The following is a 22282-nucleotide window of genomic DNA, read 5'->3' as shown; positions in this document are numbered from 1 at the left end:
ATAAGCGCGGCGATAGTGCGTTTTACCCGTCATTCACCTCTGAAATACGTTTTACATGACCTACCTCACATTGTTTCCGTCAATGTCTACCATTTCGTGAACCTATTCTCATATCTGGATTTTTTTCATGGAAAACGGTTTCCGTTTTGTTTCCAATGATGATGTTTCCAATGATGGTGTTTCCATGAACATGTTTCCAATGGACGTGTTTATTCACGACGCTTTTTATTCATGACGTACGACGGGGTGTTGAAAATGAAAAGGATCATGCTTTGTTGTTCCGCTGGGATGTCTACCAGCCTTTTAGTGAGAAAGATGAAGGAAGTGGCCAGCGCACGTGGTCTGGACGTTGAGATTGCCGCCTATGCCGCCCATGAATTTGACGAACAAGTCGGGAAGTATGACGTTGTGCTGCTGGGGCCGCAGGTGAAATATATGCTGGCATCATTCAAGGAGAAAGCTGAGGGAAAAGGTGTGCCCGTGGCAGCGATAGACATGATGGATTACGGTATGCAGCGCGGTGACAACGTGCTGGATTTTGCATTTTCACTGATCGAAAAATCAGGACAACCGCTATGAGTGGTCTCTATCAGTCGATGGTCGATATCATCGAGCAAAAAATTACCCCGTTGGCAGGTGTGGTAGGGCAACAGCGCCACATCATCGCGATTCGTGATGGCTTCATCGCCGCGCTGCCTTTTATGATCATCGGTTCATTTATGCTGGTGTTCATCTTCCCACCGTTCTCGCCGGATACCACGTTGGGGTTTGCCCGCGCGTGGCTCGATTTCTCCGTTGCCTACCGTGAACAGCTGATGCTGCCGTACTACCTCAGTATGGGGGTCATGACCTTCTTTATCTCCGTGGGGATTGGTGCCAGCTTGGGTAAGCATTACAAACTGGATCCGATCATGACCGGACTGCTGGCGCTGATGGCGTTTTTGCTGGTGGCTGCGCCTTATCACGATAAGCAGATTTCCACGCAGTACTTCTCCGGTGAGGGAATTTTCACCGCAATTCTGACTGCAATTTATGCAGGTGAAGTGTATGCCTGGCTGAAGAAACGCAACATCACGATTCGTTTGCCGAAAGAAGTGCCGACTGGCGTAGCGCGTTCGTTTGAGATTCTTATCCCGGTGTTGGTGATCGTCGCGACATTGCACCCGTTTAACCTGTTCATCCAGTCCGCGACCGGCATGATTATCCCGGAAGCCATCATGCACCTGCTGGCACCGCTGATTTCTGCATCGGATTCGCTGCCCGCGATCCTGATTTCGGTATTTATCTGCCAGATTCTGTGGTTTGCTGGGATTCACGGTGCGCTGATCGTCACCGGAATTATGAATCCGTTCTGGATGACCAATCTGGCGCTGAATCAGGCCGCACTCTCGGCAGGCGCGCCGCTGCCGCATATTTATTTGCAGGGCTTCTGGGATCACTACCTGCTGATCGGTGGGGTCGGTTCCACGCTGCCGCTGGCCTTCTTGTTGCTGCGTAGTCGCGCGGTTCATTTGCGGACGATTGGCCGCATGGGCGTCGTGCCGAGCTTTTTCAACATCAACGAGCCGATTCTGTTCGGTGCCCCGATCATCATGAATCCACTGCTGTTCCTGCCGTTTATTTGCGTGCCGATGGTCAATGCCGTTATTGCCTATACGGCGACGAAACTCGGCTGGATCGCGCAGGTGGTTTCCCTGACGCCGTGGACGACGCCTGCGCCGATTGGTGCATCATGGGCGGCGAACTGGGCTTTCAGCCCGGTGATCATGTGTCTGCTGTGCATGGTGATGTCGGCCGCGATGTACTACCCGTTCCTGAAAGTCTACGAGCGCACGTTGCTGAAACAGGAGCAGGAGAAACAACAGCAGGCAGCGGGCGAAGCCAGCGCCAGCGCATAAACACGAGTGAAGCAGAGAGGAACGTATGCACGATCATCTTCAGAACGATTTTCGCTTTCCAGCGAATTTTTGGTGGGGTAGCGCCAGCTCGGCACCGCAAACGGAAGGCGAAAGCCTTAGCTATGGTAAAAGCGCTACCGTGTGGGATGAGTGGTTTGCCACGCAGCCTGGCCGCTTTCATCAGCAGGTTGGGCCAGCGGACACCTCTACGTTTTATCAGCACTGGCGTGAAGATATCGCGCTGCTAAAAACGCTGAATCACAACACGTTCCGAACGTCGATCTCTTGGGCGCGGCTGATTCCCGATGGCGTCGGTGAACCTAATCCGCAGGCGGTCGCATTTTATAATCAGATCATTGATGAAATGCTGGCGCAGGGCATCACGCCGTTTATCAATCTGTTCCATTTTGATATGCCGATGGTGATGCAACGGCTAGGCGGTTGGGAAAATCGGGCGGTGGTGGCGGCTTACGCGGGTTATGCGGCGACCTGCTTCCGCCTGTTTGGCGACAGGGTAAAACATTGGTTTACGTTCAATGAGCCGGTGGTGCCGGTGGAAGGCGGGTATCTGTATGATTTCCACTACCCGAACGTGGTGGATTTCAAACGAGCCGCGACGGTGGCGTACCACACGATGCTGGCGCACGCGCTGGCGGTGAAAGCCTATCGTGAACAGTCTCAGGGCGGGGAAATTGGCATCATCCTCAACCTGACGCCTTCCTATCCGCGCTCCCAACACCCAGCCGATGTCAACGCTGCCAACATCGCCGACCTGATGTTTAACCGCAGTTTCCTCGATCCTGCCCTGAAGGGGGAATATCCGCAGGAACTGGTCGATCTGCTGCATCGATATGGCCAGCTACCGAACTGTCAGCCTGACGATCGTGCGCTGCTGGCTGATGGTGTTGTCGATCTGCTGGGCATTAACTATTACCAGCCGCGCCGTATTCAGTGCCGCGACAGTCTGGTCAATCCCGATAGTCTGTTTATGCCTGAATGGTTCTTTTCCAGCTATGAGATGCCGGGACGGAAAATGAATCCGTATCGCGGTTGGGAAATTTACGAACCGGGCATCTATGACATTCTGACTAACCTGCGGGTGAATTACGGCAATCCGCGCTGCTTTATTTCGGAAAACGGCATGGGTGTAGAGAACGAACAGCGTTTCGATGCCAACGGCCAGATTCAGGATGATTACCGCATCGATTTTGTCCGCGAACACCTTAAGCATGTACACAAAGGCATTGCGGAAGGTAGCAACTGTCTCGGCTACCATATGTGGACGTTTATCGATAACTGGTCGTGGTCGAATGCCTACAAGAATCGCTATGGTTTTGTGCAGCTGGATTTGGCGACGCAGACGCGCACGGTGAAGAAAAGCGGGGAATGGTTTGCGACCGTGGCGGCCGAGAATGGCTTTTAGCCAAAAGCACGCATAAAAAAACGTAGGGAACGTTTTTCAACGTCGCTTGCGACGGCCCGTCATAAAAAAACCGGCTTGCCCTGATGAGGAGGCAAGCCGGAAAGAGGGTAATACGTGATGTCTTACTGGTCTATCTATGATGGCTATCGGACTAGGGTAGCTATCGGGGTCAACAACGCTTAGTTGAAGATTACTGCAGAGCCACGCAGCTGATCGTTACCGGTCGCAGACGTGATGGTATAAGCTTTAGCGCCTGCTTTTTCTGCTTTCGCTGCGAGCTGAGATTGCAGTGAGCTCAGGTCTTGAGCGGTAGCGGTAACGACGCCCGCTTTTTCCAGATTCTGTGCCTGTGAAGGAGATACATATTCAGCAGCAGAAGCACCGAAAGTCATGGTAGCGAGAACAACAGCAGCGGCGATGGTTTTTACGTTTTTCATGATGTCTTATCCTTTTTGATTTGATAGGTGAAAGGGGGCTGCCCTTTCGATATGAAGAATGTTACGCCGATGCTAATGAATTAAAAAACGGATGTTATTGAGATAGTCTTTCTATTTTTTTGAATGATATATATCGATGTTGTTTGTTTTTTTTAAATTAAAAACAATAAGTTATACAAAAAACTGAAATTGATTTACAAACTATTGACTGATAATGAATAACTGGGGTGATGTATTGTCTGTTGAAGTTCAACTAACGTTTAATGCTATAGGTCATCAACTTACCAATATTAATTGCTGGTCATGTGATGGAAACTGGCTGGTTTATGACATAAGACCCTATGGATCTTCATTCACAGGGCTGACCATTGAGCGCATAGACCTGAAAAACCTGAAAACCGAGGTGATTTATCGGGCGACGGCGGGTGCGCATGTGGGTGTGGTGACCTGTAGCCCGCAGGAACCGCTGCGCTATGTCTTTATTCACGGGCCTGAAAATCCAGACAGCGAGTGGCGGTATGATTTTCACCATCGCCGTGGAACGATAGTGGCAGACCGCCAGCGCGATGAGGCGATCACGCTCGATGCCTTCTCTATTACGCCGCCTTATCAGGCTGGTGCGCTGCGCGGCGGTACGCATGTCCACGTCTTCAGCCCGGATGCGAGTCGCCTGAGCTTTACCTATAACGACCATGTGCTGCATGAGCGCGATCCGGCATTAAACTTGCGCAATGTGGGTGTGGCCGTCCCGCTACAGGGCGTTGCCGTTGAGAAACACCACCTGCGTGAATATGACGGTAGCCACTATTGTGTGCTGGTCAGCAGAACGACGCCGCAGCCGCAGCCCGACAGTGATGAAATCAATCGCGCCTATGAAGAAGGTTGGGTGGGAACCACGGGCTATATCCGACAGGACGGTTCGAGGCAGCGCTGGGCGCTGGCGTTTATCGGCGACACGCGTGCGGCGGACGGAACAACCATCCCCGAGATCTTTATCGTTGATTTGCCGGATGCGCTGGAAGATTACGCCAAAGAGGGTGATGCGCCATTAGCGGGCACGGCAACGTCCATGCCTGCGCCGCCAGCGCGTGTGCAGCAGCGGCGGTTAACCTTTACGCATCAGCGTCGTTATCCTGGATTGGTCAATCAGCCGCGCCATTGGCTACGTGCTTCGCCCGATGGCAGCGAGATTGCGTTTTTGATGCGTGATGAGATAGGTGTGGTGCAACTGTGGACGATTTCTCCGAATGGCGGTGAGCCAAGACAGGTAACGCGTACGGAACACGGCATACAGTCTGCCTTTAACTGGCATCCGGATGGCGGTTCTCTGGCATTTGTGTGCGACAACAGCATTATGCTGTGTGATGCGAAAAGCGGTGAACTTGTTCGACTGTCGGCGCGAACGGACAGCGCACCCAGTGCGGATGCCGTGGTCTTTTCCCCTGATGGGAAACACATTGCGTATATGCGGGAGATTGACGGTTTTAATCAGCTTTTTGTCGTGGCCTGCTTGTCATCATGACTGCGGCGTAGCGAGCTTACGCGGGTTCACGGCGAATGCGGTGCTATCAAAGCTGATTATGCGGCATGGTGTTGTTATTAGGCATAGTGTTGTTATTAGGCATAGTGGCGAGCTGTGAACTGGCGGTCTGGTTTTGTTCTTCGCTGTGTAAAATGCGTTCGCGTGTCGACAGCTTTTTCCTATCGCTGCCTGCGCGATAGTAGTCGTAAGGCAACAGCAACGTGTCAGCAACTGCTGAGAACGGCAAATCGATAGCGACCAGCGGCATCATAGCCCAGCTGGTTTCGTCGTCACCCAACATACCCACACTGGCGCGAGTGCCGGAATAGTACCCCTGATCGCTTCCTGTATGCGTCATGACGCTGGAGCAACCGCTGGTTGCTGCCGCGCCGCTACCGGTAATAATGAAAGAGAACAATGCACTTTTCAGTAAGGTCATATTACCTGTCCGTTAAGAACCTGCTGTCAGAGCGGGTCGAAGCCTAATACTGGTCACTTAAGTCCGTTGTTAGGGGAAACATAGGGGGAGGTTCCCGCAGGGACGCCTCACCCCTGTGGTCGCCCCGTGTATCTCGATGCTTAAACGATCGGCACTAACCAAAAACTGCCTATCTTGAGTGTATGTGATAACACCCACGGTGTGAGTGAATATTGCATGAAACATAGTGATTTTTCTTTTTTGCCTCTTGAAAGTCTGAGAGGGGTCACCATATTGATTACAAGCCGGAGGAAAACGATACGCCGTCAGGGTATCTGTCCCGGCTGTGAGCCTGTCCTTGTAGGAAGGCAAAGAATAAATCCTCGCTGCATGTTTAGGAGGCTGTTTTATGCGTAACCCCGATTTTTCCCCACTGTATCGTTCCGCTATTGGTTTTGATCGCCTGTTCAATCTATTAGAAACCGGTCAGACCCAGAGTAACGGCGGCTATCCACCCTACAACGTCGAACTGGTTGACGAGAACCAATACCGCATCGCGATTGCCGTCGCTGGTTTCGCCGAGCAGGAGCTGGACATCACCGCGCACGACAACTTATTGATTGTAAAAGGTGCCCACGCTGGTGAGCAGGTTGCCCGCAACTACCTGTATCAGGGCATTGCCGAGCGCAATTTCGAGCGTAAATTCCAGCTGGCCGAACATATTCAGGTAAAAGGCGCCAATCTGGAAAACGGGCTGCTGTATATCGATCTCGAACGCATCGTGCCGGAAGCGATGAAGCCGCGTCGGATTGAAATCAAGTAAATCAACATTAAGTCCATGAATGAACACTTCGTCTGCCGAATGGGGACGACTCCAGCCATTGAACCGTGGCTGGAATAAACTATGCCCACAGGGGCACATTACTCTCGCTTCTTAGAAGGAGTCATATTATGCGTAACTACGATTTATCACCTTTACTGCGTCAGTGGATCGGTTTTGACAAATTAGCTAGCTCAATGCAGGGCAGCCAGGAACCGATTGATTTTCCTCCGTATAATATCGAGAAGAAAGACGACAACCACTACCGCATTACGCTCGCGCTAGCAGGTTTCCGGCAAAGCGATCTGGATATCGAAGTAGAAGGCCCGCGCCTGACCGTAAAAGGTAGCCCGGCACCGTCCGAGAAAGCCGTGGAATATCTGCATCAGGGGCTAGTATTTAAACCCTTCACGCTGAGCTTTACGCTGGCCGAGCACCTGCATGTGTCCGATGCCCATTTTGAAAATGGCCTGTTGCACATCGATCTGGTGCGTGATGTACCGGAAGCCTTGCAGCCGCAGCGCATCGCCATCGGCGGTGGCCGCCCGGCATTGAACCAGCAGTCTGCTGAAGATGCGTCATAACGCGACATTCACGTCATTAACCTGCGCGTTAGTAAACTAAGCGTTAGCCGCGCCCGTATCGTTACGGGTGCGGTTTTGTGTTGCCCGCCACGTTTCTCTCCCCAGCATTCTGCCAGAATCAAAATATACTCGTCATAGAGTATAGCGTCATTGGCATTTCCCAATAAAAACGTCCGCAAAGGATACGGGTATGAGTGATATCGCACTTACCGTGAGTATGCTGGCGCTGGTTGCCGTTCTGGGGTTATGGATCGGCAACTGGCGGATTTATGGCGTCGGTTTAGGGATTGGCGGGGTCCTGTTCGGTGGGATCATCGTCGGGCATGTTGCCCATCAGTACCAGATCCAACTGAATGATGACATGTTGCACGTCATTCAGGAGTTCGGGTTGATCCTGTTTGTCTACACCATTGGCATTCAGGTTGGGCCGGGCTTCTTTTCCTCTCTGCGTGTATCTGGCCTGCGCCTCAATGCGTTCGCCTTGTTGACGGTATTTCTCGGCAGTGTGGTGACCGTCATGCTGCACAAACTGCTCAATATTCCTCTGCCTATTATTCTCGGTATTTTTTCCGGTGCGGTGACTAACACGCCTTCGCTTGGCGCGGGTCAGCAGATTCTGACCGATCTGGGTTCGAGTACAACCTTAGTGAACCAAATGGGGACGGGATACGCGATGGCGTATCCACTGGGGATCTGCGGCATTTTGCTGGTGATGTGGCTGATGCGCGTCCTGTTTCGTGTCGCGGTGGATAACGAGGCAAAGCAGTTTGAGACCAGCAACGGTCAGCACCATGAACAGCTGCTCACGATGAATGTGTCGGTAACGAATACCAATCTGCAAGGGCTGGCGATTCAGGACGTGCCGATTCTGAACCGTGACACGATCGTTTGCTCCCGTCTGAAACGCGGCGATGAACTGATGGTGCCGTCGCCGCATACGCTGATCCAACTGGGTGATTATCTGCATTTGGTTGGTGCGAAAAACGATCTGGAGCAGGCGCGTCTGGTCATCGGTAATGAAGTTGAGACGTCGCTCTCGACGCGGGGCACCGATCTGCATGTTGAACGTGTGGTGGTGACGAATGAGAAAGTGCTGGGACGCAAGATTCGCGAGCTTAACCTGAAGCAAAATTATGATGTCGTGATTTCGCGCCTGAACCGTGCAGGTGTCGAGCTGGTCGCCAGCAATCAGGCCAGCCTACAATTTGGCGATATTCTGAATCTGGTCGGACGGAAAACGGCGATCGATGCCGTCGCGGATATCGTGGGGAATGCGCAGCAGAAGCTCCAGCAGGTACAGATGCTGCCCGTCTTTATCGGCATTGGGCTGGGCGTACTGCTGGGCTCTGTGCCGCTGATGGTTCCTGGGTTTCCGGTGGCGCTGCGGCTCGGGCTGGCAGGTGGGCCGCTGGTGGTGGCGTTGGTGCTGGGGCGCATCGGCAGTATCGGGAAACTTCATTGGTTTATGCCGCCCAGTGCGAATCTGGCGTTGCGTGAGCTTGGCATCGTGCTGTTCTTATCGGTGGTGGGGCTGAAATCCGGTGGTGATTTCGTTGATACGTTATTGAACGGCGATGGGGTGTGGTGGATTGGCTATGGTGCGCTGATTACCATTGTGCCGCTGCTGGCTGTCGGCATACTGGCGCGCACGTTAGGCAAGATGAATTACCTGACGCTCTGCGGCATGCTGGCGGGTTCCATGACCGATCCACCCGCGTTGGCGTTTGCCAATGGGCTACACCCGACCAGCGGTGCGGCGGCGTTGTCTTATGCGACGGTTTATCCGCTGGCGATGTTTTTGCGAATTATGTCTCCGCAGCTTTTAGCTGTGTTGTTCCTGACCCTCTAAATGTTATCAGCTGGATAAAAAATAATATTTTTTCGCCGAATAATGGTTATTTGTTTTTTTATTTTTGAATAAAAAAATACCTGAGTGAATAAATAAGGAATAGATAACTCACTGTCTGGGAAAGAGTTATATTATCCCTATTGGGTATATGGTTTTTCTATCATTGATTTGTCGTTAAATTCGTTAATTTTATGTTCACTAAATGTCAATTATTATTGAATTATAAGGATTTTTTATCGGGAAATTAAAACCACGATAGTTTCTTAAATAAATTAATAAACCACTTTAGTAACTAAAGTAACGCTATTTTGCAGGCGCATTATAATACTATCTCTTCATTAAGCACTTGATTGATCAGACGAGAGAAGCACCCTGAACCCTTGTTTTCTCGTCTTTTTTTCCGCAGATGATTCCTGTTGCGTTGTATCAGCAGGGTGACGAAGGAAGAATAACGAAATACCCACTCCTTCGCTCGGACATCCGTCGTGAATACAGAATTCCGTTTTAATGAAGAGTGGTGTTTCTATGTCTGCGAATAACAGCAGGTTGATAAAGCTTCTAGTTATCCTTTGTATTGCCGGTGGCTTATGGTTATTACCGGTTCCTGATGGCGTTAAACCCGATGCTTGGCACCTGATGGCGATTTTTATTGCCACGGTTGTCGGTCTGATTCTCTCTCCTTACCCGCTTGGCGCGATGGCGATGTTCAGCCTGACCACGGTTGCCATATTAGGGTTATTATCCATTAAAGATGTGTTGGCGGGTTTTAGCGATCCTACTATTTGGATGATCGCCTGTGCCTTCTTTATCTCTCGCGGCTTTATCAAAACCGGCTTTGGTAGACGTATTGGCCTGCTGTTCATCAGCAAGTTGGGGAATAGCTCTCTCGGTCTGGCGTATGGTCTGGTGTTTACCGACCTGATGTTCGCTCCGGCGATGCCTTCCACGTCTGCACGCTGCGGCGGGATCATCACTCCGCTGTTCCGGTCGATTGCCGAAGCCTACGACTCCACGCCGGAAAAAGGCACGCAGCGTCGCATTGGTGCGTTTCTGGTTCAGTCCATTTTCCAGTGTAACGCCGTGACCTCCGCGATGTTCATGACCTCCATGGCCGGTAACCCGATGGTGGCGAAGCTGGCTTCTCAGTTTGGTATTCATATCAGCTGGACGGACTGGGCGTTGGCGACACTGCTACCGGGCTTCCTGTCTCTGGCGCTGATTCCTTACCTGATCTACCGCTTCTATCCGCCTGAACTGAAGAAAACCTCAGAAATGCGTGCGATCGCCGTCGAAAGATTGCGTGAGATGGGCAAAATGACCCGCAATGAGTGGGTCGTTCTGGGCGTGTTCCTGGGGCTGGTGACGTTCTGGGTATTGGGCTCTACGCTGAATATCGACGCGACCTTGACCGCGCTGGCGGGTCTGAGCGTGCTGTTGCTCAGCCGTGCGCTGACCTGGGACGACGTGGTCAGTGAGAAGGAAGCTTGGCACACCGTGGTGTGGTTTGCTGTACTGATGACGCTGGCGGGCCAGCTCAACAAAATGGGTCTGATTGCCTGGCTGGGCGGGTTGGCTGGTAATGCGGTCAGCGGGATGCACTGGCTGCCGATGTTGGGTCTGCTGCTGCTGGTTTACTACTACAGCCACTATCTGATGGCGAGTGCGATTGCACATATCAGCGCCATGTACGCGATTTTCGTCTCTATCGCACTGGCAGCCGGCGCACCGCCGATGCTGACCGTACTGGTGTTCGGTATCTTCAGTAACCTGTTTATGTCCACCACTCACTACTCCAGTGGCCCGGCACCCATTTTGTTCGGCACAGGCTACGTACCGTTGGGAACCTGGTGGAAGATCGGCTTCTTGGTCAGTCTGGTCATCATCCCTATCTGGCTGGGTGTTGGTGGCATGTGGTGGAAACTGCTCGGTTTCTGGTAAAACGTGGGCTAACCGCTGGCTTTCATGATGCGAAAAACATGTAAGCCCGATTTCCTTTCTTCAAGCCTACGCCCTGTCCCTGTGACGGGGCGTATGCATCACGACACGCGAAACGCAACGAAACAGTATAAGATAACGGTGTGATGATGGTGGTTTTGGAGAGTGACATGGGCAAGAAAAAGGCACCGCTAAAGCTCGGGACATCGGTGTTTCTGATGGTGTCGGTTGTGCTTGGCGCGGTGCTGCTGGTGGTCTATTCCCTGCTGTTTTTTCGTATTAATCAGCTTTCAGAAGATCATCTGCGAGAAAAAGCCTTTGCCATTGCTCGTACATTTGCAGCTTCTCCCGTTGTTATTAATGAACTTAAAGGAATTGGCCGACCGGAGGATGTGCAGATTGCTGCGGAGACAATCCGCCAGCGTAATCAACTGCTCTTTGTCACTGTCACCGATATGGATACGGTGCGCCATAGCCACCCTGAACCGGAAAGAATTGGCGAGCATTTCGCCGGTCGGGATATCTATCCGGCGCTGCTAGGGATGGAAAATACCGCCATCAATCGGGGAACGCTCGATCCCGCACTGCGGGTATTCACTCCGGTGTTTGATAATAACCACAAACAGGTTGGCGTCGTCGCGTTGGGGATTGCCTTAACCAGTGTGCAGAAGGTAATCAGCGATAACCGCTGGATGATTCCCTGGACGCTGTTGGCGGGGGCGCTAGTTGGCTGGCTCGGTACGTTGATTTTGGTGAAGGTTCTCAAGCGCATTATGCTGGGGTTCGAGCCGTTTGAGATCTCGAACTTGTTTGAACAGCGTAACGCGATGCTCAAACACATTAAAGAAGGTGTTATCGCGGTCGATCAACATGGTCGGATTACGGTAATCAATGATGAGGCGCGACGACTTTTCCGGCAGAATAAACCGCAGGGCAATGAAACGTCTGCCCCGAAGCCAGCCGAACGCGTTAGCGAGCAATGGCTTGAGCATCTGCACCTGAAACAGGTATTGGAGAGCGGTACGCCACGGCGCGATGAAGAGATTAGCTTTAACGGCCACCTGCTGCTGACCAACACCGTTCCGGTTTTTGTGAAAGGCGATATTATCGGCGCGATTGCGACGTTCCGTGATAAAACGGAGATCAGCCAGTTGCTGCAACGGTTGAGTGGGATGTCCTACTATGCCGATGCGTTGCGTGCGCAGTCGCACGAGTTTATGAACAAGCTGCACGTCATATTGGGGATGTTGCACTTAAAATATTACTCGCAACTGGAAGACTATATCCTGAAGACCGCCAATAATTATCAGGCGGAAATTGGTTCGATTATTCGTAAAGTGAAATCGCCAGTGATTGCCGGCTTCCTGTTGGGTAAAATCAACCGCGCGCGCGATCTCGGCATTACGCTCTCCATCAGTGAGGAGAGTCTGCTGCCGGATACCGATGATGTCGATGCCACGAATGAACTGATTACCGTATTGGGTAATCTGATTGAGAATGCGATGGACGCGATTGATGGGCAGGAAAACTGCGAAATTAGCGTGAGCTTCCATCATCAGAATAGCCGCCTTCACTGTACCGTGGGGGATGACGGCCCCGGCATTTCGCCGGAGAGCCAGTCGCGCATTTATGAACAGGGATTCTCTACCAAAGGCAGCGGGCGCGGTATCGGCCTGTACCTGACCAAACAGAGTCTGGAGAAGATTGGCGGCACTATCGAGTTTGAATCAGAACCTGAGGTGTACACCCAGTTTTTCGTTACTATTCCTTATCAAGCAAGGCTGTTTGACCATGATTAATGTACTGATTGTTGATGACGATGCCATGGTTGCAGAGCTTAACAAATCTTATCTGAACCAGGTTTCTGGATTTAGCTGCTATGCGACCGTCCCCACGTTACAGCAGGCGCGAAACCTGCTGATGCAACCTGACTCGGAAATTGATTTGGTACTGCTGGATATTTACATGCAGCAGGATAATGGATTGGATCTGCTGCCGACTATCCGTGAATTCAGTGAAAAGACGGACGTTATCATCATATCCTCTGCTAGTGACGTGTATACCATCAAAAAAGCGCTGCACTACGGTGTGGTGGATTATCTGATTAAGCCTTTCCAGTTCTCGCGTTTCGAGCAGGCGCTTACCGCCTATCGCGAAGAGGCTAATCTGTTCAAGCACCGCGATTTTGTCGCGCAGTCTGATATTGATAACCTGATTCGCCGTACTAGCGGCAGCACGGCTAGTGAACGTAAGAAATTGCCGAAAGGGCTAACCAGCCTGACGCTGCGTACCGTCTGCGAGTGGGTTGAAGGCAATCAGGGCATTGAGTTCTCTACCGAAATGCTGGCGAATGCGATTGGTATCTCTCGCGTATCATGTCGTAAGTATCTGATTTATTTATCAGAAACAGGAATTCTGACTACTAATATCCTGTACGGTTCTACGGGGCGACCGGTCTACCTGTATCGTCTGTTGCCGGAAAAGCAGGACTCACTGCGTCAGTACTGTGAGTGAAGAGCAGTGAATAGCTAGCGGCGAATAAAGCTGACAGAAATGGAAACGAGGCGGGAGAGATCCCGCCTCGTGCTATATACAATTCAGTGATGATGAAACCAGATGGAGTTGGTTGAGTGGAACACGATAAATTTATGCAGTACGGCCGCGGATTAGGGCTGTGGCGGAATCCTCGGGAAAATATTAAGCCCGAACCAGTAAATTACTTCAGGGATGACCCGATTTACCTCACGACCTCAAAAGGGGAATGGGTTAATCAAATTCAAGAGTGCAAAAAAGAAAATAACCTGTTAGAAAACGGTGTATTTATTTGGACAGAAATTAAGGGGACGGGTCACGCATTTGTTTCCACTCATGAGGGAAATAATGCATCTGTTTTTACCTATGGCCGCTTTGGTAGACGGTTTGGTGTTCTCGGGGCTGTCGGTGATGGCATCTTAAATTTTTTGCAGTTTGAAGATGCCAGAACATATTACCGAGAAGAACTGTACAAGATGGAGGCGAAGGCATTCGTCATTACAGATGCAGATCCTACGATTGCTCGATTGTACTTTGAAAAGCTATGGCGCTCAGGGGGCAAAGTGAAAGAAACAATCAAGATGGGAGAAAGCACTAAAAGAAACGGTCGTACAGTCGATCAATATGATGTGACAGGCGTGAACTGTACAACCCATGCAACAAAAGGCGTGAAGATCGCGGGATCACAGATATTTGAGGGAGAATATACAACTAACTCTCAGATACGGATTAATTACGAAGAAGATTTTGCCGTGCCGGTATCGCTACAGCGGTATTTAGAACAAAAAAGCGCTGAATCATCGATGCTTGTTGTTGATATGACCAGTGAGTTTAGAAAGCAGTACCCGAATACTGATAGCTACACACCGATAAGTGAAGATACCTCTTTAAGAGTCGTGTCCGAGGTTGTTTCTGGTATAGGTAAAATTTCACCTTATTCTGGTGGTTCTGCCGGTGGGTTATTAGAAGGGATGCATGATGTTAACAAGTAAGTGCAAGACGTTTATTCGATGGTTCAGTATTTGCGTTGTTTCTTTTTTTTATTTGATAAGCATTGCTCTTTTTTCTTTTGGGCATGTTCAAGATAAAGAAAGAATGGTTTTTTTATCTGATAAAACTGTGCCAGTTGAATACCATTTTGCGATATTAGCTGATATGCGAGAATCTATGGATTCCATGTATTCAGCCGTATTAATTGGTTTCCCCATCTGTATGAGCCTGATTCTGATCATTTTCAAAAAGGTTAGATAAGAACGCGGTTGACGGGGGATTAGCGTAGTTCTGCATTCAATAAGGTTTCCCCCTGATTGGGGGAAACCGTGATACTGAGATTAGGCAGCCCAGCTCAACAGTAGCGTTGCGGCGATGACGGTAGACGCGCCGCCGATACGGGTGGCGATCTGTGCGAACGGCATCAGAGACATACGGTTAGAGGCGGACAGAATCGCTACGTCACCCGTACCACCCAGCCCGCTGTGGCACGTGGTCACGATGGAAGCTTCAATAGGGTACATATTCAGATAAGGGGCAATCAGGAAGCTCACCAGCGCCATGGATAGCACCACAGAACCACAGACGATGACGTAACCCACGGAGAATACGGCAACAACGCTCTCCAGCGGAATATACAGCATGCCAAGCCCGATCATCAGCGGCCACACCAGAGAACTGGATACGAACTTGTAAACGCTATGCGCCCCAGTTTCCATGACGGCAGGGATAACACGTCCGTATTTGCAGAAGACGGCGATCAGAATCATCAGAACTGGGCCAGGGATGTGTACCAATTTCTCAAACAGGCCACCGACGATGAAGAAGGCGCAAATCATCAACAATCCGCCGCCCATCAAGTGAAAATCGACCGGCTTTGGTGCTTCGTTTACGGCAAACATCGCGTTGTCTTCATCGCTGCGAACCAGACGGCCTTCACCGTTCAGATCCTTACGGCGCATACCCAGACGGGACAGCACACCAGCACACAGGATAGCGAAGATGTTGCCGACGACGGCAGCTGGCGCTAACTGAGCCACATAAACATCTGGGCTTTGCCCCAGAATGGCAGAATAGGCTAATGATAACGGCAGGATGCCTTCACCAATACCGCCGCCGATGATTGGCACAATAATGAAGAAGAAGGTGTGATAGACGCTGTAGCCGCATAGTTTACCGACCAGTAAACCGGTTGCCAGCGCTGTGGCGGTGCCGATGACCAGCGGGACGAACATGCGCACCATCCCTTGAATCAGGATTTTGCGGTTCATTCCCAGGATACTGCCGACCACTAGACAGGCGATGACGAAGTACAGGAAGTTCGCCTCTTTCATCAACAGGTGTACGGTTTTCATGGTGTTGTCATTGAATAACTCAAAATACACCATAACGGAAGGCACCATCAGGCACAGAATCGCCGGGCCACCGATATCTTTGAACACGGGAATGTTGCTGCCAATATGCGCCAGTAAAAACCCCATCGTCATGATGACGGCAAAACCGCCAATCATATTCTTAGGTAAATATCCCTCATAGGCAGATATAGCGACAATGGCGGCAATTGCTATAAAAAGTGCAACGGGAACGGAGCCGATTTTCTTTTTAAAAAAACCTCCGATAAACGATGTCTGTGTTTCCAGAGCGAGATCGTTCTCACATAAAATATCAGTTTCAATTTTTTTCATTATATTCACCCTGCTAGGACAGTTGGTACAGAAAGAAATTACATACCTGCCGTTACGATATTGATGGTGCATCATTATCGGCGTGGCTTATTGACGTTTTTTGCATCGATATTTATGTGTTTATCGAGCGTCATTAATGCCAGTGGCGGCGGGATGTTTATTATCAGAAAGCAGAAAAATACGTTTTTTTGTTTTTTTATCAATTAGTAACAAAAATATAAAGAATGATAGGTGTTATTTAACAATGAATCACGTTGGGAGGTAATCTAGCATGAGGGAATGTTAAAAATAATACGTTAATTACGTATTTGTGAACTTATCAGCAACTCCATTTTAAATAACTTATATTATTTTTTTGTAATTAAAATAATTTATTTTTGCAGTGAGGGGGAATTAAAGCAGAAGGAGAGGTAAGTCACAGGATGAAAAATACCACTTTATGAGAATAAGTAAATAGCGTGTTTTCATTTTAATGAAAATATTTATTTAACTAAAATAGCTAAGTAATTATTGAGCAATATCATTTTCTCGCAGCTAGTGCCCTTGCCGAAGATACCGTGGGCAGAATGCGTCCCCGATCCTGCTTCATCGGCCTTTTTATGTGTGCTTTTATCTAAATAACTTTGCATATTATCGCTCCACTTTAGCCAGACCATGATGATTGCCGGGGAACGGTGAGGCCGCATTCATAAATTGATTTACCCGACCCAGCAATTGCCACATATATCGGCACTGATGGTTACGCGTTATGGTTTCGTGCAACGACAGCCACAGCAATTCTATTGGATTCAGCCACGGCGAATACGTTGGCAGGAACAACAACCTGAACTTCTTGTTTTTCTCCAGCCAGCGCTCCACCTTGTGGCTTTTATGGATAATGTAGTTATCTACCACTATCGTGAGCGTTTTTGCTCGCCGGTATGTGCGCCGTAATGCCTCTAACAGATTGATAAATAAATCAGAGCACTTGCTGTTACCGCCGACATAATGGACTCGCCTCGTGTCCGAATGCAGTGCACCTGCCAGATAATGTTTTTGGTTATGTCCCGGCGTAGTAATACGCTTCTGTTGTCCTTTGAGCATCCAGTCTTGGCGGGATGAAGCGCTACATTAAAAAGCCGATTAACGATAAGTACCAATAACTCAGTGCTCCATCGGGAACGCAGCCAGCCGAAATCCTGCGGAGAGCGTTGTACCAGCAGTGGAAGAACCTGAAGAATATCAGCGACAGGCCACCGGGGAGCACGTCCGGACCTGAGACTTTGTAGTCCTTCAATACCATGTAAAGTAAACCAATTAATCCATCGACCGACGGATGAGCGGGCAGCGCAGAGCAGTCTGGCAACGTCGGTGACGGTCATCCCGCGATGCAACATCAGCATGGCAATGAGTCGTCTGGCGTAATTTTTATCGCGTGTCTGCTGGATTTCTTTACGCATCAGTTGTCGTTCTTCATCAGGGATTACTGCTATGATCGGCATCGCTCAGTCCGGTTGGTGATTTGTGATGTTTGGCGATTGATCAGATCGCTCAATTCGGACTGAGTTCCCTCCAAGTGATCTATTATTTTGCAAAGTTATTTAGTTAATGGTATCCAGCAACGGGCATCTCACAGAGACAGACAAAGAATGCAGTGGAGTACGCTTTCGGTCAGTCGAGAGGGGAAAAAAAAGTTTTTTTATGTAGCGTAGATAGTCATTCCTCTGCTTATGGCGTCATGGGAAATATCAGAATTTCTTATTACCCGTCAGGATTTTCACCTGTTGTTAACGTTTTTAACAAAAAATAGTGCTCAGATCTTGGACACGTAAGACCAGATGACTATAGTTTTTTTAATGGTGATAATTTCTTTAAGTGGCCGTTATGATGGGTTTTATCGCTGTTTTTTAATAAAAAAGTGGGGAATCCATCTTTCGTGGGTCGGTTGGCTTGTATTTTATCTTTTAAGGAAATGTAAGGAAATTTTGTAAATCCTTACAGCTTATATTGACGTCACCGCCATCTGTTGAGAAATTGAAGGCGTCATAGGGATATAAGGAGGAAAGCAGCGGCTTGTCTGAATGATTCTACGTCTTCATCCAGCATCCGTGAGCGGGTTGTGGCGCTTCAAGGTATACGTTGTAGTTATTATGACTATCTTCAATAGCGTGACGGCTGTTTGTTCTGATAACCACCATTCCTCTCCCCATTATTTTGATTTTGCCTTCGGGCGACAGGGTACAGACCGCAGCACATAAAAATACAGGTCTGGCCAACCATACCCAATTGATTTCGAGATGCAGGACAGAACATCGGCGTTGTTAATCACTGTATTTTTAACCGCAGTGTTTTAACAACGCGTATGCAGCTTGGAGTAGGGCGGGTATAGCACACAACATCATCCACAATGGAGCATAAGTAATGGAAAAATCCCTGGTTAAATCAAGGGTGTTGAAGTTCGGCCTTGGCTTGCTCGCCATGTCCATCGCCGCGGGCGTTCAGGCAAAAACACTGGTTTATTGTTCAGAAGGCTCCCCAGAAGGTTTTAACCCACAGCTGTTCACCTCCGGTACAACGTTTGATGCCAGTTCTATTCCTATTTATAACCGTCTGGTGGAATTTAAAGACGGCACCACGGACACCGGTCCGGGTTTGGCTGAAAAATGGGATATTAGCGAAGACGGCAAAACCTACACCTTCCATCTGCGCAAAGGCGTGAAATGGCAGGACAGCAAGGATTTCAAACCTTCCCGTGAATTCAATGCCGATGACGTGATTTTCTCCTTCATGCGTCAGCAGGATGCCAACCATCCGTACCATAAAGTGTCTGGCGGCAGCTATGAATACTATCAAGGTATGGGCATGCCGGAACTGGTCAGCAAAATCGAAAAAGTAGACGATTACACCGTCCGCTTTGTACTGAACCGTCCTGAAGCACCGTTCCTGGCAAATCTGGCGATGGACTTCGCTTCCATCTTATCAGCGGAATACGGTGATAAGATGCTGAAAGCCGGTACGCCGGAGAAGATTGACCTGAACCCAATCGGTACAGGCCCATTCCAGCTACAGCAGTACCAGAAAGACTCCCGCATTCTGTACAAAGCTTTCGAAGGCTTCTGGGGCACCAAGCCGGGCATTGACCGTCTGGTCTTCTCCATTACGCCTGATGCTTCTGTTCGTTACGCCAAGCTGCAAAAAGACGAATGCCAGATCATGCCGTATCCAAACCCGGCCGATCTTGCCCGCATGAAAGAAGACAAAAACATCACGTTGATGGAACAGCCGGGCCTGAACGTTGGCTATCTGGCTTACAACGTTGAGAAAAAACCGCTGGATAACGTCAAGATTCGCCAGGCGCTGAACTATGCGGTTAACAAGTCTGCCATCATCGAGGCGGTCTATCAGGGCGCGGGCCAAGCGGCTACCAACCTGATCCCACCGACCATGTGGGGCTACAACAACGACGTTAAAGACTACAGCTACGATCCTGAGAAAGCGAAAGCCCTGCTGAAAGAAGCGGGTATGGCTGACGGCTTCGCTATCGACCTGTGGGCAATGCCGGTACAGCGTCCGTACAACCCGAACGCGCGTCGTATGGCAGAAATGATTCAGTCCGACTGGGCGAAAGTTGGCGTGAAAGCCAAGATCGTCACCTACGAGTGGGGCGAGTATCTGAAGCGTGCGAAAGACGGCGAGCACCAGACCGTACTGATGGGCTGGACTGGCGATAATGGGGATCCAGATAACTTCTTCGCAACCCTGTTCAGCTGCGATGCGGCTAAAAATGGCTCTAACTACTCCAAGTGGTGCTACAAGCCGTTCGAAGATCTGATCCAACCGGCGCGTGCCGTTTCCGATCACGAAAAACGTATTGAGCTGTACAAGCAGGCTCAGGTTGTGATGCACGATCAGGCTCCGGCGCTGATTGTCGCGCACTCCACCGTGTACGAACCCGTGCGTAAAAACGTGAAAGGTTATGTGGTTCAGCCGCGCGGCGTGCATAGCTTCAACAACGTGACGTTGGATTAAGTCAGCCACTAGATTTTCATGGACATTGAAAACCCCGACCTTGCGGTTTCTCGTTAGAGGAGCCGTGGAGGCGGGGTTTCTTGCCCGTTAAATTTTTATGGCAGCCTTCCCCGCCCGCTACCCTGCGGGCCGTCGCACACGACGTTTAAAATCGCGTCTGGCGATTTTTTAGCTGTGAGCAATGATAAGCCTGATGGCCAATGAGCCAACGGGCATGAATAGAGAGTTCGGGATATGTTGCAGTTCATACTCCGGCGTTTGGGGCTCGTTATCCCAACGTTTATTGGTATCACCCTGTTGACCTTCGCCTTCGTGCACATGATTCCGGGAGATCCGGTGATGATCATGGCGGGGGAACGTGGTATTTCCGCCGAGCGCCATGCGCAATTGCTGGCTGAAATGGGGCTGGATAAGCCACTTTGGCAGCAATACATCCACTATATCGGCGGTGTGTTGCAGGGCGATCTGGGAATCTCCCTCAAGAGCCGCATCCCCGTGTGGGAAGAATTTGTACCTCGCTTCAAAGCAACGCTGGAACTGGGTACCTGCGCGATGCTGTTTGCTATCGCGGTTGGGATTCCGGTTGGCGTGTTGGCTGCGGTCAAACGCGGTTCTATTTTCGATCATACCTCTGTTGGCCTGGCGCTGACGGGCTACTCTATGCCTATCTTCTGGTGGGGTATGATGCTGATTATGCTGGTTTCCGTTCAGCTCGATCTGACGCCCGTTTCGGGACGCATTAGCGATACGATTTTCCTCGATGACAGTATGCCGCTCACCGGCTTTATGCTGTTCGATACCCTGTTTTGGGGCGAAAAAGGTGATTTTATCGACGCGGTTGAACACATGATCCTGCCTGCCATCGTGCTGGGCACTATTCCGCTGGCGGTGATTGTGCGTATGACGCGCTCCGCGATGCTGGAAGTGCTGGGGGAGGATTACATTCGTACCGCCCGCGCCAAAGGGCTGAGTCGTCTGCGTGTGATTGTCGTGCATGCGTTGCGTAATGCGATGCTACCGGTGGTGACAGTGATTGGTTTGCAGGTTGGCACCATGCTGGCCGGGGCGATCCTGACGGAAACCATTTTCTCCTGGCCGGGGCTGGGACGTTGGTTGATCGATGCGTTGCAGCGTCGTGACTATCCGGTGGTTCAGGGCGGCGTGCTGCTGGTAGCGACCATGATTATTGTGGTTAACCTGCTGGTGGATGTGCTCTACGGTGTGGTTAACCCACGCATCCGTCATAAGAAATAAGGGGAAGGCTAAGATGACACACGTCACTGAACCTGTTGTAAATAGCGCACCTAAGCCGATGACCCCGCTACAGGAATTCTGGCACTATTTTAAACGTAACAAAGGGGCAGTTGTTGGCATGGTGTATGTCGCACTGATGCTGATTATCGCCATTGGCGCCAACGTGTTGGCACCGCATGCGCCCGCTGAGCAATTCCGCGATGCGCTGCTTCGTCCGCCGGTCTGGCAAGAGGGCGGAAGCTGGCAGTTTATTCTGGGAACGGATGATGTCGGACGTGATGTCCTGTCCCGTCTGATGTATGGCGCCCGCCTGTCGCTGCTGGTCGGCTGTTTGGTTGTGGCGCTGTCGCTGGTGCTGGGGGTGATCTTCGGTCTGCTGGCCGGGTATTTCGGCGGCGTGGTCGATGCGCTTATCATGCGTATCGTAGATATCATGCTGGCATTGCCAAGCCTACTGCTGGCGCTGGTGCTGGTGGCCGTCTTCGGGCCTTCGATTGTGAATGCGTCGCTGGCGCTGACCTTCGTGGCGTTGCCGCACTATGTCCGTTTGACTCGCGCGGCGGTGCTGGTGGAAGTTAACCGGGATTACGTCACCGCTTCACGCGTGGCGGGTGCCAGCTCGGCACGCCAGATGTTCGTCAACATTCTTCCTAACTGCCTGGCACCGCTGATTGTGCAGGCTTCTCTCGGTTTTTCTAACGCCATTCTTGATATGGCTGCTTTGGGTTTCCTCGGTATGGGCGCACAGCCGCCAACGCCAGAGTGGGGCACTATGCTGGCGGACGTTTTGCAGTTTGCGCAAAGCGCCTGGTGGGTGGTGACATTCCCTGGTGTGGCAATCTTACTGACGGTATTGGCGTTTAACCTGATGGGGGACGGCTTGCGTGACGCTCTCGACCCCAAACTCAAGCAGTAATAGAGGTAGAG

Annotated in this window: 18 protein-coding genes and 1 pseudogene; 15 read left to right on the top strand and 4 right to left on the bottom strand. The window is 50.5% G+C overall.

Going from position 1 to position 22282, the window contains the following annotated elements; translation table 11 throughout:
- The first annotated feature begins 255 nt into the window (after positions 1 to 255).
- The 3 genes from DCX48_12995 to DCX48_12985 are packed head-to-tail and all read left to right on the top strand — an operon-like array spanning position 256 to position 3321.
- A complete protein-coding gene (locus DCX48_12995) occupies positions 256 to 579 on the top strand; it encodes a PTS sugar transporter subunit IIB (GenBank protein QXE15354.1) in 324 nt (107 codons plus the stop codon).
- Complete coding sequence (locus tag DCX48_12990) at positions 576 to 1898, top strand: PTS cellobiose transporter subunit IIC (GenBank protein ID QXE15353.1); 1323 nt, start codon at positions 576 to 578, stop codon at positions 1896 to 1898. Before DCX48_12995 ends, DCX48_12990 begins: the two co-directional genes overlap by 4 nt.
- A gap of 25 nt (positions 1899 to 1923) precedes the next feature.
- Positions 1924 to 3321, top strand: a complete 1398-nt coding sequence (locus DCX48_12985) for a glycoside hydrolase family 1 protein (protein ID QXE15352.1) — start codon at positions 1924 to 1926, stop codon at positions 3319 to 3321.
- Between the two features lie 179 nt (positions 3322 to 3500).
- Here the strand turns inward: DCX48_12985 and DCX48_12980 are convergent, their stop codons facing one another.
- Entirely contained in the window at positions 3501 to 3758 is a 258-nt protein-coding gene (locus DCX48_12980; GenBank protein ID QXE15351.1) for a DUF1471 domain-containing protein, read from the bottom strand.
- 403 nt (positions 3759 to 4161) lie between these two features.
- On the opposite strand from DCX48_12980, the gene DCX48_12975 reads away from it, so the two are divergent.
- Positions 4162 to 5280: a DUF3748 domain-containing protein gene (locus tag DCX48_12975; protein ID QXE17235.1), complete on the top strand. Its 1119-nt coding sequence runs from the start codon at positions 4162 to 4164 to the stop codon at positions 5278 to 5280.
- A gap of 46 nt (positions 5281 to 5326) precedes the next feature.
- Here DCX48_12975 and DCX48_12970 read toward each other — a convergent pair whose 3' ends face one another.
- The gene (locus DCX48_12970) at positions 5327 to 5719 is read right to left on the bottom strand and encodes a YceK/YidQ family lipoprotein (GenBank protein QXE15350.1); all 393 of its coding nucleotides are present in this window, start codon (positions 5717 to 5719) and stop codon (positions 5327 to 5329) included.
- 388 nt (positions 5720 to 6107) lie between these two features.
- On the opposite strand from DCX48_12970, the gene ibpA reads away from it, so the two are divergent.
- The 8 genes from ibpA (at position 6108) to DCX48_12930 (ending at position 14669) form a co-directional block, all read left to right on the top strand.
- Positions 6108 to 6521 carry a heat shock chaperone IbpA gene (gene ibpA / locus DCX48_12965; GenBank protein QXE15349.1) on the top strand — a complete coding sequence of 138 codons (414 nt, stop codon included), beginning with the start codon at positions 6108 to 6110 and terminating at the stop codon, positions 6519 to 6521.
- A gap of 128 nt (positions 6522 to 6649) precedes the next feature.
- Complete coding sequence (ibpB, locus tag DCX48_12960; GenBank protein QXE15348.1) at positions 6650 to 7102, top strand: heat shock chaperone IbpB; 453 nt, start codon at positions 6650 to 6652, stop codon at positions 7100 to 7102.
- 190 nt (positions 7103 to 7292) lie between these two features.
- Complete coding sequence (locus tag DCX48_12955; protein QXE15347.1) at positions 7293 to 8951, top strand: putative transporter; 1659 nt, start codon at positions 7293 to 7295, stop codon at positions 8949 to 8951.
- Between the two features lie 525 nt (positions 8952 to 9476).
- Positions 9477 to 10889 (top strand): anion permease, encoded by a 1413-nt coding sequence (locus DCX48_12950; GenBank protein ID QXE15346.1) that lies wholly within the window; start codon positions 9477 to 9479, stop codon positions 10887 to 10889.
- 167 nt (positions 10890 to 11056) lie between these two features.
- The gene (gene dcuS, locus DCX48_12945; protein QXE15345.1) at positions 11057 to 12685 is read left to right on the top strand and encodes a two-component system sensor histidine kinase DcuS; all 1629 of its coding nucleotides are present in this window, start codon (positions 11057 to 11059) and stop codon (positions 12683 to 12685) included.
- On the top strand, positions 12678 to 13400 hold the full coding sequence (gene dcuR, locus DCX48_12940; GenBank protein QXE15344.1) for a two-component system response regulator DcuR: 723 nt from the start codon (positions 12678 to 12680) through the stop codon (positions 13398 to 13400). Before dcuS ends, dcuR begins: the two co-directional genes overlap by 8 nt.
- Positions 13401 to 13516: 116 nt before the next feature.
- Positions 13517 to 14410 (top strand): hypothetical protein, encoded by an 894-nt coding sequence (locus DCX48_12935; GenBank protein QXE15343.1) that lies wholly within the window; start codon positions 13517 to 13519, stop codon positions 14408 to 14410.
- Entirely contained in the window at positions 14394 to 14669 is a 276-nt protein-coding gene (locus tag DCX48_12930) for a hypothetical protein (GenBank protein QXE15342.1), read from the top strand. The genes DCX48_12935 and DCX48_12930 overlap by 17 nt, the downstream gene beginning before the upstream one ends.
- Before the next feature lie 80 nt (positions 14670 to 14749).
- On the opposite strand, the gene DCX48_12925 is transcribed toward DCX48_12930, so the two are convergent.
- Both DCX48_12925 and DCX48_12920 read right to left on the bottom strand, forming a co-directional pair.
- On the bottom strand, positions 14750 to 16093 hold the full coding sequence (locus DCX48_12925) for a 2-hydroxycarboxylate transporter family protein (GenBank protein ID QXE15341.1): 1344 nt from the start codon (positions 16091 to 16093) through the stop codon (positions 14750 to 14752).
- 630 nt (positions 16094 to 16723) lie between these two features.
- Positions 16724 to 17574: pseudogene (locus DCX48_12920) on the bottom strand (IS630 family transposase).
- 919 nt (positions 17575 to 18493) lie between these two features.
- On the opposite strand from DCX48_12920, the gene DCX48_12915 reads away from it, so the two are divergent.
- The 3 genes from DCX48_12915 to dppC all read left to right on the top strand — a co-directional run bounded on the left by DCX48_12915 (position 18494) and on the right by dppC (position 22271).
- Positions 18494 to 20101, top strand: a complete 1608-nt coding sequence (locus DCX48_12915) for an ABC transporter substrate-binding protein (GenBank protein ID QXE15340.1) — start codon at positions 18494 to 18496, stop codon at positions 20099 to 20101.
- Between the two features lie 234 nt (positions 20102 to 20335).
- Complete coding sequence (dppB, locus tag DCX48_12910) at positions 20336 to 21355, top strand: dipeptide ABC transporter permease DppB (protein QXE15339.1); 1020 nt, start codon at positions 20336 to 20338, stop codon at positions 21353 to 21355.
- A gap of 13 nt (positions 21356 to 21368) precedes the next feature.
- Positions 21369 to 22271: a dipeptide ABC transporter permease DppC gene (dppC, locus tag DCX48_12905; protein QXE15338.1), complete on the top strand. Its 903-nt coding sequence runs from the start codon at positions 21369 to 21371 to the stop codon at positions 22269 to 22271.
- Positions 22272 to 22282 lie beyond the last annotated feature (11 nt).

Origin of the sequence: Pectobacterium atrosepticum, from assembly GCA_019056595.1 — a bacterium.
Lineage (GTDB): Bacteria > Pseudomonadota > Gammaproteobacteria > Enterobacterales > Enterobacteriaceae > Pectobacterium > Pectobacterium atrosepticum.
The sequence above is the reverse complement of the archived record's forward strand: the minus strand, read 5'-3'. Positions and strand labels throughout refer to the sequence as shown.

Bases quoted from the DNA above. Each gene is read 5' to 3' on its own strand.
- DCX48_12995 (QXE15354.1), top strand. From the start codon at position 256: ATGAAAAGGATCATGCTTTGTTGTTCCGCTGGGATGTCTACCAGCCTT.
- DCX48_12990 (QXE15353.1), top strand. From the start codon at position 576: ATGAGTGGTCTCTATCAGTCGATGGTCGATATCATCGAGCAAAAAATT.
- DCX48_12985 (QXE15352.1), top strand. From the start codon at position 1,924: ATGCACGATCATCTTCAGAACGATTTTCGCTTTCCAGCGAATTTTTGG.
- DCX48_12980 (QXE15351.1), bottom strand. From the start codon at position 3,758: ATGAAAAACGTAAAAACCATCGCCGCTGCTGTTGTTCTCGCTACCATG.
- DCX48_12970 (QXE15350.1), bottom strand. From the start codon at position 5,719: ATGACCTTACTGAAAAGTGCATTGTTCTCTTTCATTATTACCGGTAGC.
- ibpA (QXE15349.1), top strand. From the start codon at position 6,108: ATGCGTAACCCCGATTTTTCCCCACTGTATCGTTCCGCTATTGGTTTT.
- ibpB (QXE15348.1), top strand. From the start codon at position 6,650: ATGCGTAACTACGATTTATCACCTTTACTGCGTCAGTGGATCGGTTTT.
- DCX48_12955 (QXE15347.1), top strand. From the start codon at position 7,293: ATGAGTGATATCGCACTTACCGTGAGTATGCTGGCGCTGGTTGCCGTT.
- DCX48_12950 (QXE15346.1), top strand. From the start codon at position 9,477: ATGTCTGCGAATAACAGCAGGTTGATAAAGCTTCTAGTTATCCTTTGT.
- dcuS (QXE15345.1), top strand. From the start codon at position 11,057: ATGGGCAAGAAAAAGGCACCGCTAAAGCTCGGGACATCGGTGTTTCTG.
- dcuR (QXE15344.1), top strand. From the start codon at position 12,678: ATGATTAATGTACTGATTGTTGATGACGATGCCATGGTTGCAGAGCTT.
- DCX48_12930 (QXE15342.1), top strand. From the start codon at position 14,394: ATGATGTTAACAAGTAAGTGCAAGACGTTTATTCGATGGTTCAGTATT.
- DCX48_12925 (QXE15341.1), bottom strand. From the start codon at position 16,093: ATGAAAAAAATTGAAACTGATATTTTATGTGAGAACGATCTCGCTCTG.
- DCX48_12915 (QXE15340.1), top strand. From the start codon at position 18,494: ATGGAAAAATCCCTGGTTAAATCAAGGGTGTTGAAGTTCGGCCTTGGC.
- dppB (QXE15339.1), top strand. From the start codon at position 20,336: ATGTTGCAGTTCATACTCCGGCGTTTGGGGCTCGTTATCCCAACGTTT.
- dppC (QXE15338.1), top strand. From the start codon at position 21,369: ATGACACACGTCACTGAACCTGTTGTAAATAGCGCACCTAAGCCGATG.